At 61.9% G+C, this 14,759-nt stretch carries 15 protein-coding genes and 1 pseudogene; 6 read left to right on the forward strand and 10 right to left on the reverse strand.

Annotation, left to right across the window (positions count from 1 at the left end; translation table 11 throughout):
* Positions 1 to 69: 69 nt before the first annotated feature.
* The 3 genes from AC04SG_RS16250 to AC04SG_RS16260 all read left to right on the forward strand — a co-directional run bounded on the left by AC04SG_RS16250 (position 70) and on the right by AC04SG_RS16260 (position 2,536).
* The gene (locus tag AC04SG_RS16250; RefSeq protein WP_488551933.1) at positions 70 to 423 is read left to right on the forward strand and encodes a c-type cytochrome; all 354 of its coding nucleotides are present in this window, start codon (positions 70 to 72) and stop codon (positions 421 to 423) included.
* A 50-nt stretch (positions 424 to 473) separates the two neighbouring features.
* Positions 474 to 1,406, forward strand: coding sequence for a heme o synthase (gene cyoE / locus AC04SG_RS16255; protein ID WP_488551864.1), 933 nt, complete (start codon positions 474 to 476; stop codon positions 1,404 to 1,406).
* A gap of 311 nt (positions 1,407 to 1,717) precedes the next feature.
* Positions 1,718 to 2,536 carry a DUF2189 domain-containing protein gene (locus tag AC04SG_RS16260; RefSeq protein ID WP_112564858.1) on the forward strand — a complete coding sequence of 273 codons (819 nt, stop codon included), beginning with the start codon at positions 1,718 to 1,720 and terminating at the stop codon, positions 2,534 to 2,536.
* Between the two features lie 54 nt (positions 2,537 to 2,590).
* Here AC04SG_RS16260 and AC04SG_RS16265 read toward each other — a convergent pair whose 3' ends face one another.
* The 8 genes from AC04SG_RS16265 to AC04SG_RS16300 form a co-directional block, all read right to left on the reverse strand.
* The gene (locus AC04SG_RS16265) at positions 2,591 to 3,064 is read right to left on the reverse strand and encodes an aminoacyl-tRNA deacylase (RefSeq protein WP_203279984.1); all 474 of its coding nucleotides are present in this window, start codon (positions 3,062 to 3,064) and stop codon (positions 2,591 to 2,593) included.
* Between the two features lie 196 nt (positions 3,065 to 3,260).
* The gene (locus AC04SG_RS16270) at positions 3,261 to 3,665 is read right to left on the reverse strand and encodes a cytochrome C oxidase subunit IV family protein (RefSeq protein ID WP_192257254.1); all 405 of its coding nucleotides are present in this window, start codon (positions 3,663 to 3,665) and stop codon (positions 3,261 to 3,263) included.
* Positions 3,666 to 3,674: 9 nt separating this feature from the next.
* The gene (locus AC04SG_RS16275) at positions 3,675 to 4,397 is read right to left on the reverse strand and encodes a heme-copper oxidase subunit III family protein (RefSeq protein WP_112564734.1); all 723 of its coding nucleotides are present in this window, start codon (positions 4,395 to 4,397) and stop codon (positions 3,675 to 3,677) included.
* 13 nt (positions 4,398 to 4,410) lie between these two features.
* Positions 4,411 to 5,115 carry a cytochrome c oxidase subunit 3 gene (locus tag AC04SG_RS16280; protein ID WP_352588670.1) on the reverse strand — a complete coding sequence of 235 codons (705 nt, stop codon included), beginning with the start codon at positions 5,113 to 5,115 and terminating at the stop codon, positions 4,411 to 4,413.
* On the reverse strand, positions 5,112 to 6,881 hold the full coding sequence (ctaD, locus tag AC04SG_RS16285) for a cytochrome c oxidase subunit I (protein ID WP_192257251.1): 1,770 nt from the start codon (positions 6,879 to 6,881) through the stop codon (positions 5,112 to 5,114). The genes AC04SG_RS16280 and ctaD overlap by 4 nt, the downstream gene beginning before the upstream one ends.
* A gap of 19 nt (positions 6,882 to 6,900) precedes the next feature.
* The gene (locus tag AC04SG_RS16290) at positions 6,901 to 7,785 is read right to left on the reverse strand and encodes a cytochrome c oxidase subunit II (RefSeq protein WP_192257249.1); all 885 of its coding nucleotides are present in this window, start codon (positions 7,783 to 7,785) and stop codon (positions 6,901 to 6,903) included.
* Positions 7,786 to 7,934: 149 nt separating this feature from the next.
* Positions 7,935 to 8,381 carry a DMT family transporter gene (locus AC04SG_RS16295; RefSeq protein WP_488551865.1) on the reverse strand — a complete coding sequence of 149 codons (447 nt, stop codon included), beginning with the start codon at positions 8,379 to 8,381 and terminating at the stop codon, positions 7,935 to 7,937.
* Between the two features lie 194 nt (positions 8,382 to 8,575).
* Positions 8,576 to 8,998: a cupin domain-containing protein gene (locus AC04SG_RS16300; RefSeq protein ID WP_488551866.1), complete on the reverse strand. Its 423-nt coding sequence runs from the start codon at positions 8,996 to 8,998 to the stop codon at positions 8,576 to 8,578.
* A 175-nt stretch (positions 8,999 to 9,173) separates the two neighbouring features.
* On the opposite strand from AC04SG_RS16300, the gene AC04SG_RS16305 reads away from it, so the two are divergent.
* From AC04SG_RS16305 to AC04SG_RS16315, 3 genes and pseudogenes are all read left to right on the forward strand, one after another.
* Positions 9,174 to 10,148, forward strand: a complete 975-nt coding sequence (locus AC04SG_RS16305; RefSeq protein ID WP_488551867.1) for a helix-turn-helix transcriptional regulator — start codon at positions 9,174 to 9,176, stop codon at positions 10,146 to 10,148.
* Between the two features lie 28 nt (positions 10,149 to 10,176).
* Positions 10,177 to 10,422 (forward strand): annotated as a pseudogene (locus AC04SG_RS16310) (alpha/beta hydrolase); the annotation flags it as partial.
* Positions 10,423 to 10,607: 185 nt separating this feature from the next.
* Positions 10,608 to 11,402, forward strand: coding sequence for an inositol monophosphatase family protein (locus tag AC04SG_RS16315; RefSeq protein ID WP_488551868.1), 795 nt, complete (start codon positions 10,608 to 10,610; stop codon positions 11,400 to 11,402).
* Here the strand turns inward: AC04SG_RS16315 and AC04SG_RS16320 are convergent.
* Both AC04SG_RS16320 and AC04SG_RS16325 read right to left on the reverse strand, forming a co-directional pair.
* Positions 11,392 to 12,468, reverse strand: coding sequence for an ABC transporter ATP-binding protein (locus AC04SG_RS16320; RefSeq protein WP_488551869.1), 1,077 nt, complete (start codon positions 12,466 to 12,468; stop codon positions 11,392 to 11,394). The two genes, AC04SG_RS16315 and AC04SG_RS16320, sit on opposite strands and share 11 nt — an antisense overlap.
* Positions 12,468 to 14,759, reverse strand: a complete 2,292-nt coding sequence (locus tag AC04SG_RS16325) for an ABC transporter permease (protein ID WP_488551870.1) — start codon at positions 14,757 to 14,759, stop codon at positions 12,468 to 12,470. The genes AC04SG_RS16320 and AC04SG_RS16325 overlap by 1 nt, the downstream gene beginning before the upstream one ends.

Raw genomic sequence — 14,759 nt, forward strand, 5'->3', positions numbered from 1 at the left:
AAGATCGTCTCGGGCAAATTTGACGATCAGGGAGGAAATGCCATGCGCTTGGTTGTGTTTTTCGCTGTCATGTCTGTTGCAACCTTCATCGCCAATCCATCGCGGGCACAGGATGCCGCGGCGGGCGAGAAGGTCTTCACCAAATGCAAGGTCTGCCACGTCGCAGACCAAGACACGAACAAGATCGGCCCGTCGTTGCACGGCGTTATCGGCCGGACAGCCGGCACGCATCCGGATTTCAAATATTCCGAGGCCATGATCGCCGCCGGCAAATCCGGCGTTAAATGGGATGAACCGACGCTAACGACCTACCTTCACGATCCCAAGGCCATGGTCAAAGGTACGAAGATGGCGTTTCCCGGCATCAAGAAGGACGAGGATGTCGCCAATGTCATTGCCTATCTGAAGCAATTTTCCCAGTAGCTTGGCTCTTCGGTCGGCCAGACCGCCCGTTCCATTGATGGTCGTCTCAAATGTCGGTCAAGGAAAGCCTCAAGGATACCGGCGTCCGCTTCTCGGAAGCGACGGCTGGCGATTTCTTTGCGCTCTTGAAGCCGCGGGTCATGGCGCTTGCCGTCTTTACCGCTTTCGTCGGTCTGATGGTGGCGCCCGGCGCGATGAACCCGGTCATCGCCGTGATCGCAATCGGTGCGATTGCGGTTGGAGCGGGAGCGGCCGGGTCGCTCAACATGTGGTACGACGCGGACATCGACGCGCTGATGTCACGCACATCAAAGCGGCCGGTTCCGTCAGGCCGTGTCACGCCCGGCGAAGCTCTCGGCTTCGGCCTGGTGCTTTCCGCGTTTTCGGTCATGACGCTCGGCGCGCTGGTGGGATGGCTTGCCGCGTCGCTGCTGGCCTTCACCATCTTTTTCTACGTCGTCATCTATACGATGTGGCTGAAGCGCTCGACGCCGCAGAACATCGTCATCGGCGGCGCGGCAGGTGCCCTTCCGCCGATGATTGGCTGGGCGGCGGCCACTGGCGCCATCGGCATTGAAAGCCTCATCCTGTTCCTAATCATTTTCCTGTGGACGCCGCCGCATTTCTGGGCGCTCGCGCTGTTCAAGGCAGGCGACTACGCCGCTGCCGGCCTCCCGATGATGCCGAACGTGGCCGGCCAGGCCTCGACCAGAAGGCAGATCTTCGCCTATTCACTGCTCCTGGCGCCAATCGGCGTGCTGCCCTGGGCGTTCGGATTCACGAGCGGGTTCTATGGGGTTGTTTCGGCTGCGTTGGGCGCGGGTTTCATCTGGTACGCCTGGAAGGTTCTGGTCATCCCCGACAAGGAGATGAAGCCGGCAAAGGCGCTGTTTGCCTACTCGATTTTCTATCTTTTCGCGATCTTTGCCATGCTGCTTGCCGACACCATCGCGATGCGCGCGTTCATCTCTGCCGGAGGTTGACAGCGTTGCACATCGGGATCGGCTCACGCAGGCAGAGCACAGAATCCCAGGATCAGCAGAGCGACGACGCCGAGGCCGAGCAGCAGAATGGTTTTTCCGTCCATGACCTACACCTTCGATTGAGAGGATATCGAAGAAGGGCCGCAAGAGCCAGCGCATGACCTTCCGAGCCTTTGTGACAAAAGGGCGACAAGTTCCAGGCAATGGAGTATGTTGATTTCGGTGCAGGTCGCGGGTTTGCGTGGCCAGTCATGCAGAACGGCAGCACCGTGAAACCGCGACCGTACCGGACCTGGTCTGGAGGAACGGGCATGGCAAGTTTTCACGTCATTGCAGGCGCCAGCGAAACGCTGGAACACACCAAAATTCGAAAAATCGGTATTTCCGATCTTTTCGATGCGCTCAAGCGCGGTGTTGACGATTTCATGGTCAAACCGTCGCACATCGTCTTTCTCTGCCTGCTCTATCCGCTTGTCGGCGTCGTGCTTGCTGCCTGGACTTCGGGCGCCAATGCGTTGCCGTTGCTGTTTCCGCTGGTATCCGGCTTTGCGCTGATCGGTCCATTCGCAGCTATCGGCCTCTATGAGATCAGCCGCAGACGAGAAGCCGGGCTCGACACCTCCTGGAGGCACGCTTTCGAGGTCAGGAATTCTCCGGCCGTGCCGGCCATCGCGGCGGTCGGGATCATGCTGTTTGCCATCTTCATCACCTGGCTTTTGACAGCGCAGATGTTCTATCAATATCTCTTCGGCCCGGCTCCGCCGGAATCGATATCCGGCTTCATCAATGAGATATTTGCCACCGGGCGCGGTTGGACTCTGATTATCCTGGGGCACGCCATCGGCTTCGTCTTCGCGGTGGTGGTGTTGTGCACGACGGTCGTCGCCTTCCCATTGTTGCTCGACCGCGATGTCGGCGCCTACGAAGCCATCCACACCTCGGTGCGAGCGGTGCTGGCAAATCCGATCACCATGGCTGTCTGGGGACTGATCGTCGCCGTCGCCCTGATCATCGGCTCGCTGCCGGTGTTTGCCGGGCTAGCGGTCGTGCTGCCGATCCTCGGTCACGCCACATGGCATGTCTACCGCAAGGTTGTGGAACCGCCGTCGCCGGTCAGGCCGACGAGTTGACGATATCCAGCTGGTCTGCACCGGCAAGAGTGCCGGTGCAGACGGTTGATTTTTTCAGTAGGCAGCGTGGCTGAAGCGAGCGTGACGTGCGTCCATGGTCAGGTTGCGGAAATCCTTGCCGCTCACATGCACCAGCGTCCTGTGGTCGCCGCCCTCGAAATAGATGTCGGCGGCTTCGCCGAGGCTGTCGTCGAGGATCACCGGGACATCATAGGCCGCGCCGATCGGCGGAATGGCGCCGATGTCACAATCGCCGAAGAGTGAGACCACCTCGTCTTCGGAGGCGAGTCCAAGACGCCTGTCCATGACGTCCTGCAGTGTACCGAACTCGATTCTGTGCGTGCTTGGGACCACGGCCAGCGCATAACCGAGTTCGTGGTGAACGACCACCGATTTAGCCATCATGCTGCCGGGCACATGCGCGGCAATGGCGGACTGCCTGCTCGTCGATGTGCGATGATGGGCGACGGTGTCGTAGGAGATTCCTCTCCCGTCAATGTAGTCCTTCAGTCTGTTTGCGATCGTCATCTTCGGCCTCCCTGCTGGAGTTCGCGGCGCATTGGAAACGAAGGCAATCATTCCCCTCCGATCGTTTCCGATAATAGCAAGATGGATCAGCCGCCGCTTGTTTCAAGGCAGCAGCATGTCGACCCGGACCGCAGTCAGGATCCTGCGGTTCCTGACTGGAAATGCCGCGGGCGAAGCCTCAAATCCGGATTGCGCGTCAGGGCCCCGGCCCGAAAAACACCATCCGGGTGAAAAGTGTGTAATCCGCTTCGAAGAGCATCATCGCCACGAACACCAGTATCAGAACCGGCGGCAGGATGATCGCATAGGTCAGTGCCAGCCGCTCCCAGGCCATGTGCATGAACACGGCGACAATCAACCCCGCCTTGAGGATCATGAAGATGAGGATCAGCGACCATCTGAGATAGCCGTGGAGGCCGAAATAATCGACCAGATAGGAACAGGTGCTGAGGATGAATAGCCATGCCCAGACCACCAGATAGAGCTTGATCGGGTGTTCCTGATGAACCTCCGCCTGGGCGACGCCAGTCGCTGGCGCGTCATGCGCATGACCAGCGTGAAGTGCGTGTTGCCCCAGGCCGTTTGCGGTTGCTTCAGCCATGTCAGCCTCTCACCAAAGATAGAAGAATGCGAAAATGAACACCCAGACCAGATCGACGAAATGCCAGTAGAGCCCCATGATTTCGACGTTCTCGTAGCGACCCCGGCGGCTGGTGAAGAAGCCGGGACGTCCGACGTCGTAGTCTCCACGCCAGACCTTCCGCGCCACGATGATGAGGAAGATCACCCCGATCGTCACATGCGTGCCGTGGAAGCCGGTGATCATGAAGAAAGTCGAACCGAACTGCGCCGCGCCCCACGGATTGCCCCAGGGCCGTACCCCTTCGGTGATCAGCTTGGTCCATTCGAAGGCTTGCATGCCGACGAAGGTGGCTCCCAGCGCTGCCGTCAAAAGCATGAGGATTGCCGTTTTGCGGCGGTCGCGGCGATAGCCGAAATTGACCGCCATGGCCATCGTTCCGCTGCTCGAGATCAGCACGAAGGTCATAATGGCGATCAGGATCAGTGGAATGTCCGAACCGCCGATACGAAGCGCAAAGACCTCGCTCGGGTTGGGCCACGGCACGCGCGTGGAGGCGCGCGCGGTCATGTAGGAGAGCAGGAAGCAGCCGAAGATGAAGGTGTCGCTGAGCAGGAAGATCCACATCATGGCCTTGCCCCAGGACACGTTCTTGAACGCGCGCTGATCCGAGGACCAGTCGGCGGCAATGCCTTGCCAGCCTGCGGGCCGCGACTCCGTTTGGCCGGTATGCGTCAGCGTCGTTTCTGCCATGCTCCTCGACCTCCTAGGTCAGCAACTGCCGGCAAATATCGATGAACGTCGCGGCCCAGCCGGCCAAAAGAGCGAAGATGGCGAGCCAGACGAAAAGCAGGAAATGCCAGTACATGGCGCACAATTCGACGCTGAGGCGAAGCCGTTCCGGCCGTGCTCCGTTCCAGGCGCCGGCGGTTGTTCTGCCCAGGCCCACCAGCCCTCCCACTATGTGCAGGCCGTGCATCCCGGTTATCAGGTAGAAAAAGCTGTTGGCCGGATTGGAGGCCAGAAAATAACCATCGGCGGTCAGGTCCCGCCATGCCATGAGCTGCCCGACGAGGAAGGCGATCGCGGTGAGCCCAGCTGCGGCAAGGCCGAGCCTGACCGTGTCCATCTGGCGCTTGCGCGCCGCGACCGAGGCGCATTGCAGCGCGATGCTGCTCAGGACCAGCATGCCGGTGTTGAGCCAGAGCAGGCGTGGCATGGGTAGCGGCTGCCAGTCCGACAGCGCCATACGCATGAAATAGGCGCTGGTGAACAGCGCAAACAGGCAACCGACGACGGCGAGGAAGACGCCGAGACCGATCTTGGCGGTCGGCAGGCCAGACCGGTCGAAGGGGACGAAATCTTCCGCCACACCTTGCTCGAGCCATGGCTTGGTCATCAGCCGCTGATGCGAGAGCCACCAGCCGGCAAAGCCGGCGATCACGAGCAGGAAGACCAGAATGACGCTCATGCCGGCTCCCTGGAGGGGCCGAAGGTGCCCGGCATGTTTTGCGGAATGAAATCCTCCTTGGCGCCTGGCACGCTGTAGTCATAGGCCCAGCGATAGACGATCGGCAGCTCCTTGCCGAAATTGCCATGCGCCGGTGGTGTCTGCGGCGTCTGCCATTCGAGTGTGGTGGCGCGCCATGGATTGCCACCGGCCTCGCGGCCATGGCGGATGCTCCAGATCAGATTGAACAGGAACACGATCTGGGCAAAGCCGACGATGAACGCCATGATGCTGATGAACGAGTTCAGGTGGTGAGCCGATTCCGTCATCACCGTCACATCGGTCATCTCGGCATAGCGCCGCGGCACGCCCATCAGGCCGATATAGTGCATGGGAAAGAAGATCAGGTAGGCGCCGAGGAAGGTGACCCAGAAATGGAAGCGGCCGAGCGTCTCGTTGAGCATCCGGCCGGTGACCTTCGGGTACCAGTGGTAGATCGCGCCGAAGATAACGAGGATGGGGGCAACTCCCATGACCATATGGAAGTGAGCGACCACGAACATCGTGTCCGACAGCGGGACGTCGACGACGACGTTGCCGAGAAACAATCCGGTCAACCCGCCATTGACGAAGGTGACGATGAAAGCCATGGCAAACAGCATCGGTATGGTGAGATGGATGTCGCCGCGCCATAGCGTCAGCACCCAATTGTAGACCTTAATTGCGGTCGGGATGGCGATGATCAATGTCGTGGTGGCGAAGAAGAAGCCGAAATAGGGGTGCATGCCGCTGACATACATGTGGTGCGCCCAGACCACGAAGCTCAGCGCGCCGATGCCAACGATGGCCCAGACCATCATGCGGTAGCCAAAAATGTTCTTGCGCGCATGCGTGCTGATCAGATCGGAAACGATGCCGAAGGCTGGAAGCGCTACGATGTAGACTTCGGGGTGGCCGAAGAACCAGAACAGATGCTGGAACAGGATCGGGCTGCCGCCATTGTGCTGCAGCTGTTCGCCCATCTCGACGACTGCGGGCATGAAGAAGGAGGTGCCGAGCGCGCGGTCAAGCAACATCATTACGCAGGCGACGAACAGCGCCGGGAAGGCCAGCAACGCCATGACAGTCGCGGTGAAGATGCCCCACACGGTCAACGGCAGGCGCATCATTGTCATGCCGCGCGTGCGGGCCTGCAGCACCGTCACGACGTAGTTCAGGCCGCCCATGGTGAAGCCGATGATGAACAGGATCAGCGAGACGAGCATCAGAATGATGCCCCATTCCTGGCCGCCAGGCGTGCCGGTCATGATGGCTTGCGGCGGATAGAGCGTCCAGCCGGCACCGGTGGGTCCGCCAGGCGCAAAGAAGCTCGACACCAGAACCAGCACTGCAAGCAGGTAAATCCAGTAGCTCAGCATGTTGACATAGGGGAAGACCATGTCGCGGGCGCCGACCATCAGCGGGATCAGATAGTTGCCGAAGCCGCCGAGGAAGAGCGCCGTGAGCAGGTAGATCACCATGATCATGCCGTGCATGGTGATGAACTGGTAGTATGCTTCCGGGGTGATGAAGTCGAACGTGCCGGGGAAGCCGAGTTGCAGGCGCATCAGCCATGACAAGACCAGGGCGACCAGGCCGATAGCCGTTGCGGTCCCCGAATACTGGATCGCGATGACCTTGGCGTCCTGCGAGAAGACATACTTCGTCCACCAGCTGTGCGGATGGTAGAGTTCCATTTCCGCCACTTCGGCGGGCGGGACGGCATCTGCAGGCGTGACATCGACCATGGGAGCACCTCCGTGCCCTTCAGCGGGACCCGACAGTTTCGAGTTTTGCCGCAACTTTCAAAGCTGACACCGTGGCATTGCCCGGCGCCTGTTCCGCCGAGCCCGTCTGCTGGGGCGCCGATAATTGCGCGAACGTCTGCTGCTGGTCGAGCCAGGCCACATAGTCTTCCTGGGTGTCGACCATGACGATGCCATGCATCATCGGATGCCCCTGGCCGCACAGTTCGGCGCACAGAACCTGGAAGGTTCCGGTCTTGGTCGGGGTGAACCAGAAGTAAGTGACCGAGCCCGGGATCATGTCCATCTTGGCGCGGAATTCCGGCACATAGAAATCATGCAGCACATCGATCGAGCGCAGCAGCATCTTGACCGGCTTGCCGACCGGCAGATGCAGGTCGGCCGCTTCGACCACGACATCATCCTGGCCGTTGGGATCCTTGGCGATCACGCCCAGCGGGTTTTCGGCGGTGACGTCGCGGGTGTCGGATGTGCCGAGCTTGCCGTCCTTGCCGGGCAAGCGGAAACTCCACTGCCATTGCTGGCCAACGACTTCGACCACGGTTGCGTCGCTTGGAACGTTGACGAACCGGCTCCAGACGAACAGCCCGGGGACCAGCATGGCGGTAACACCCACGCCGGTGACGATCGTCAACCACCATTCGAGCCGCCTGTTCTCAGGTTCGTAGGCAGCCCGGCTCCCCTCGCGATGACGGAAGCGGAAAACGCAATAGGCCATGAACAGCACCACGGCGGCGAAGACGACGCCGGTGATCCAAAAGGTGATGATGATGGTGTTGTCGATATAGTCCCAGTTCGAGGCAATCGGAGTCCACCACCATGGGCTCAGGAAGTGGAACAACACCGAGCCCAAGACGATCAAAACGAGTACAACCACGATGGGCATGTCCCGTTCCTCCCGATATTCCAGGGGCGTGAAGCCATCGCTGGAAATACCAAAGTGCATCATGCGTGATTTGCGACGGAAATTCTAGAGCCGGCTGTGGAAGGGGCGAAAAATCGCTTTTGCGGCGGCGGCCGGGGCTCGGCACGGGATCAAAGCGCCTTGATGACAATGCAACCGGCCAACAGCAGCACGACGCCGGCGAGCCGCATGCCTGACACCAGCCGCTGCGGCAGCCGGAACAAGCCGAATGTGTCGACGAAAATGCTGGCGACCTGCTGGCCGGCCACCGTCAGGCTGACGGCAGCCGCTGCGCCAATGACAGGGATGGCAGTGAACACGGTCGTGACATAGGTGGCGCCGGCGAACCCACCGAGCCAACCCCACCAGGGCATCGACGACAGGCCTGCGAGGCGGGGGCGAGGCGCCTTGCTCAGGGCCAGGGTAGCCAGAAGCACCGCGGCCATGGCCAGCATCGCCACCAGGAACGAAATGGTGCCGACAGCAAACGGCGCGCCGCCAAGATCGCCCCGAAGCAAAGCGTTCACCGCGCCTTGCACCGGCAGCACGGCGCCGGCCAGCAGCGCCAGGCCGATCAAGCCCAGTTTCGACGGCGCGACATTGTCGGCCGCGCCCTTCTGTCCGAGAACGATGAGGGCCGCGCCTGCGCAAAGCTGTAGTACCGGTGCTATGCGGGAGGTGGATACTGGCTGCCCTAGTCCGAATGAGTGCCGATACTGAAGGCCGTCGATGCCGTTCCCCGCACCCAGCCACGTTAAAAGCCACGGCCCGCTCACTCGATCGGGGAAGCGATCGGCTTTCCCTTCTCCACGACGTAGGTCGCGATCACCTTGGCGCCAGCGGGACCGGTCCTGGCGTCGTGGACCTTGGCCGGCGGCACCTTATAGGATTGGCCGGCCGCGAGATGGCGCGGCGGCTCGCCGTCGATCAGCAGCTCGAAGCCGCCCTCGATAATGTATCCCGACTCCGGTCCCGGATGTGTGTGGCGTCCGACCGAAACGTTAGGTGCTATTTCGGCAATGCCGATAACCGTCTCGTACGCAGTGCCGGGCACGTCGAAGCGCTGCAACGGCGTACGCTTGATTGGTTGCTGGTCGGTCGCGGCCGCCGGCTTTTCCTGGGCCCCGAGCAGGCCCGTCCAGGCAAAGCATGACAGCGCGGCGCAAAGCGCAAGGGTGTACCTGAGTTCGGGCATTTATCGCCTCCCTGATTTGACAGTGCCATTATCGGCGACGACTGGGCAGAGCGTCTCGGACTCCCGCGAAGTCCTCCTATGCCGTGGACGAACTGACGATCCCGTGGCCATTGACGGTATATTCACCCAGTCTAATATCCTTGGGCCGCGGAAGGCCGCGCGGGAGTAGCCTGGGATGAACGGCACCGACTTTGCCTCCTTGCATTTCTCGACGCGCGAGCTTGCCCCGGGCAAGCGCCTTCCGGCGCTGCGCGAGCTGTTCGACCGGGCGGTCCGCCTCAACATCGACACCGAGCCCGGCCGTGCGGTTGAGATGCAGATGCACGTCGCACCGGGCCTACGTCGGGCAACCATGCTGTCGCCGCTGACGGCGCGCCTCACCCGCCCGGTGCCGATGCTCGCGGACGGCGAGGACACCATCTGCCTGATGATGAAGACCAGTGGTCACATAGCCCTGGCTCAGGGGCAGCGCGAAGGCGTGCCCGAGATCGGGGACGGTGTACTCCTCGTCTATCGCGAACCGGTCGAGCTCCATTTCGTTGACGCTACCTATCTTTCCGTGCGCGTGCCCTTCACCGCGCTGGCCGGGCTGGCCGACGTCGAGGCTGCCGCCGCGCGGCGCATACCGGCCACGACGGAAGCGCTATCGTTGCTGCGGAGCTATGTCGTGGGCCTGCCCGACCGCTTTGCCGACCCTCGGCTCGCCCGGCTATGTGCAACCCACGTCTACGACCTTATCGCTCTGGCGATCGGAGCGACCGAGGACGGACGTGAGATTGCCGGTCAACGGGGCTTGCGGGCCGCGAGGCTGCAGGCGATCAAGGCCGACCTTGTCAAGGATGCCGCGATCCACATCGACAAGCTCGCGGCGCGCCACGGGATTTCGCCGCGCTATGTCCAGATGCTGTTCGAGGCCGCCGGCACAACCTTCTCCGATTTTGCCCTTGAACGGCGGCTCGACGCGGCCCGCACCATGCTGACCAGTCCGCGCTACGCGAGTTGGTCGGTCACCGAACTCGCGTTCGAGGCGGGCTTCGGTGATCTTTCGCACTTCAACCGGCGGTTCAAGCGCCGGTTCCTGATGACCCCGTCGGAAATGCGCCACAACGGCAAGGCTGAGGCCACAACGGACCCAGATCTCGCGCCTTGATGGTGCCCACGGCAAAACGTCCGCCGTCGCAGTCCAGGGGCCGATCTCTGACAGGCTTTTCACTGGAAAGACAACGCAAGCGGCCTGGCGCTCGAAGCCAAGCTGGTATGCGGTCTCGACCGAGGATCGCACGATCAATCCGGATCTCGAACGCTTCATGGCAAAGCGCATGAATGCAAAGACCATCGAGGTGAAGGCAAGCCATTTGTCGCTGATCTCTCACCCCGACGTGATCGCAGGGCTCATCTCGCAAGCGGCCGGATCGCTCAGTTAGCGCGATTGGCCGAATCTGGGGCGGCATGGTGGCGGCCTCGCCGCGTGACCTGCCTGGCGAGGCGCCTTATGACCCCGTGGCCCGACAAACAGGCGCCGCGTCATTTACATCCTCGCCTTGAACGCTAAGCTCCTCCGCCTAATTCATCTCTAGCTTCAGACCGCATTCGCCGTGCCAGGAACCTCATGACATCCGATAACAAAGCGCGTGAACATTTCGCCATCGATCTCGCGCAGCGCGCCGGCGAGCTCGGCCTGAAGTATTTTCGCGATCTCGACAATCTCACCATCGAGAGCAAGGGCCATCAGGATATGGTTTCGCAGGCCGACCGCGAGGTCGAGCTGTTCATCCGCGCGGCGATGAAAGCTGCCTACCCGGGCGACGGCATCGTCGGCGAGGAACATGCCTCGGTCACCGGGTCGACCGGGCATGTCTGGGTAATCGATCCGATCGACGGCACTGCGAATTTCGTGCGCGGCATTCCGGCCTGGTGCGTGGTCATCGCCTGCGCCAAGGATGGCGATACCGTCGTCGGCGTCATCCACGAGCCCTCGACCGGGGAGACCTTCCATTGCCGCAAGGGCGGTGGCGCGTTTCTCAACGGCAAGCCGGTCAGGGCAAGTGCCGCCACCAACCTGACCGAAGGTTCGGTCGGCACCGGCTTCTCCAACCGTGCCGAGATGCAAAATATCGTTACGCTCATCCGCTCGCTGATTGCCGAAGGCGGCGTGTTTTTCCGCAACGCTTCGGGTGCGCTCATGCTCGCCTATGTCGCTGCCGGCAGGTTGCTGGGCTATGTCGAGGAGCACATGAACGCCTGGGATTGCCTGGCCGGGATGCTTTTGGTGGAAGAAGCCGGCGGCACAATCGTCAAGCCGGACCCGAGGACCGTTTTGGAAAAAGGCACGCTGGTTATCAGCGCCGGCAACGGTGTGTTCGCCCAGATTCGCGACCTCTGCGTCGAACCCTTCAAGCTTTGATCAGGACCGGTCCGCGCTCCGGAAAGCCGATTCCGACGGCGTCGCCCGCCTGAAACGGCGCATCGACGTTTCGCGACAACACGAACACGTCGCCAAGCGCCGTGGCAGCGACCAGTTCGAGATGGCTGCCGGCATAGGTGACCTTTGCGAGCGTGCCTGCGATCGTCTGCGGCGCGCCGGCAGGACCGATCTCGATGCGGTTTGGACGGACGGCCAGCTTCGCAGGGCCGGCTTGGTGGCCACGCGCCGGCAGTTTCAAGGCAAGCGTGCCTAGCCGGACGGTAGCTTCGTCCCCTTGCACCGCGACCACCTCGCAATCCAGGATGTTGGCTTCACCGATGAAGTCGGCAACGAACGCGTTGGCTGGCGCGTCGTATAGTTCGCGCGGCGTACCGTCCTGCGCGACCACCGCCTTGTTCATGACGATGATGCGGTCCGAAACCGCAAGCGCCTCTTCCTGGTCGTGCGTGACGTAGACCACAGTCAACCCGAGCTTGGTCTGGATCTCCCTGATTTCCTCACGCACGTGCCGGCGCAGCTTGGCATCTAGGTTGGAGAGCGGCTCGTCGAACAGCAGCACTTGCGGTTCGAGCACCAGTGCGCGCGCCACCGCCACGCGCTGCTGCTGACCACCCGACAGTTCGCTGGGCAGGCGCGCCCCGAAATCGGTCAGGCCGACCAACTCCAGCCCGGCGCGGGCGCGGGACGCGGCCTCCTTCTTGTCGTGGCCGGAGAAGCGCAGGCCGTAGGAGACATTTTCCATCACCGTCATATGCGGGAACAACGCGTAGGACTGGAACACCATGGACACGTCGCGGTCGGTGGCCGGCAAGCGCGTTACATCGTTGCCGCCGATGAGGATACGGCCGCTGGACGGCATCTCCAAGCCGGCGATCATGCGCAGCGTCGTCGTCTTGCCGCAGCCGGAAGGTCCCAGAAGCGTCACCAGCTTGCCGGCCTCGATCGCAAGCGAAATGTCGTCGACCGCCGGCGTGTTGGCGCCTGGATAAGTCTTGGTGACATTTTCGAAGGTCACCGAGGCAGCGTTGCCGCGAATTTCGGCCATCACCCGGCTCCTGCTATTGTTGTCGGGCCACTTGCCGTTCCCGGCAGGCTGACATTGGTGCGCACGCTCCAGCCGCCGTCGCCCTTGTGGATGCCGCGCCGGCCGATATTGCGGCTGCCGACGGCCAGTTGCATCAGGCCGATAACCACCAGCATGACGACGATCAGCACCGTCGAATAGGCGATGGCGATGCCGTATTCATTGTTCTCGACGCGCCCGACGATGTAGCTGGTCGAAAGATCGTAACGCGCACTGACCAGGAAGATGACGGCGCTGATCGCGGTCATGGCGCGCACGAAGGAATAGACAAGCGCCGCCAGCATCGCCGATCTCAGCAAGGGCAGGATGACGCGTCTGAAGGTCTGCCAGGAGTTGGCGCCAAGCGTCAGCGAGGATTCATCCAGGCTGCGGTCGATCTGCGACATCGAGGCGACGCCGGCGCGCACGCCGACCGGCATGTTGCGGAAGATGAACGACAGCACGAGGATGATGCCGGTGCCGGTCAGTTCGATCGGCGGCACGTTGAAGGCTATGATGTAGCTAACGCCGATGACGGTTCCCGGAATCGCGAAAGACAGCATGGTGGCGAATTCGAAGGCATTCTTGCCGCGGAAATTCTGGCGCACGAGGAGATAGGCGGTCAGAAGCCCGATGCCGGCGGTCAGCGGCGCCGATATCAGCGCGATCTCCATCGTCGTCCAGAACGAACTCCACGCCGACCCCGACCAATGGATGCCGAATTCATTCCAGCTGACGGCGAACGCTTTCTTGTAGTGCTGCAGCGTCAGGCTCTGATCGACCCCCCACAGCCTGACAAAGCTGCCGTAGAAGATCACCGCGTAGACCAGCACGGTGAACGCCGTCCACAGGCTGGCGATGACATAGAGTACACGTGTCAGCCCGTCCGGCAGGCGCGGATGGACGCCGGCGTCGCCCTTGCCGGTGACGGTGGTATAGGAACGCCTGCCGATCCAGAAACGCTGCGCATAGAAGGCCCCAAGCGTGAAGCCCAGCAGCACCAGCGCCAGGATCGCAGCAAGTGCGGCATCGTTCTGCGCGCCGACAATGGCGAAGAAGATTTCCGTCGACAGGACGTCATAGTTGCCGCTCAGCACCAGCGGATTGCCGAAATCGGCCATGCTTTCGATGAAGCCGAGCAGGAAGGCGTTGGCGAGGCCTGGCCGCATCAGCGGCAGGGATACGGTCCAGAAGGTCTGCCAGCGGCTGGCGCGGAGCGTCTGCGAGGCCTCTTCCATGGACGGGCTGACGCCTTCGACAACGCCGATCAGAACCAGGAAGGCGATCGGGGTGAAAGCGAGAACCTGGGCGATAAGCAGGCCGGGAAGGCCATAGACCCAGCGTGTCGGCTGGATGCCGAAGACACCTGCGACGCTCTGGGTCACCGCGCCCGACAGGCCGAACAACAGGATGATGGCAAGGCCGATGACGAAGGCCGGGGTGATGATCGGCAACACAGTCAGCGCACGCAGCAGCTTGCCATAGCGGAAACCCGTGCGTGTCACGACAAGCGCGAACACCAACCCCAGAAACATGGTCAGCAGGCCGACGAGCACGGCGAGCAGCAGCGAGTTCCAGGCAACACCGCAGCGGCTGCCACCGGCGAGACAGTCCAGGCTCCACAAGCGCGAACTGAGCAGCTTGGCCAGGAACGCGACAAGCGAATAGCTACCGTCGTCGGTCTGCATGGCGTTGGCCAGCATCATCAGGATCGGCATGAAGATGAAGATGGAAACCACCGCGACGACGAAGCCGATCGAGCTGACGACGAATACGTCGCCACCGACGGCACCGCGCGCGGCAATGCCAAGGGTGAGCAGAAACAGAAAGGCGCCACTAACCAGAAGGGCGCCGTAGCCCATGCCGAATTGGCGGTCGCCAAGATCGCCGAACAGGCTGGTCAGCCAGCTGAACTGCCAGCCGTGCAACCCGATGGCGAAGCCCTGGAACAAAAGCCAGCCAAAACCGGCAGCGCCGACAATGACCAGCAGCCGACCGAAAAACGGATCGGATTTGTTGCGACCCCACAGCAGCAGCAGCGGCGCCGCCAGCAGGAAGCCGAGCGGCGCCAGCCACAGTTTTTCGCCCTTGAGGGCCAGAACCAGCGCTGGAGCGAATTTGCTATCGAACGGGTAGCCGTCGAACAGCCAGGAAAAACCGAAGAACCCGTCTTCGATGCCGTACCAGGGCAGCAAGGCAAAGCCCACCCAGCCGATCGCCATCCAGAGGACGACGATCGGTTCGAGCGGCCCGCGGGTTTGGCGAAAGCGCAT

It is taken from the genome of Mesorhizobium sp. CNPSo 4684 (genome assembly GCF_057784315.1).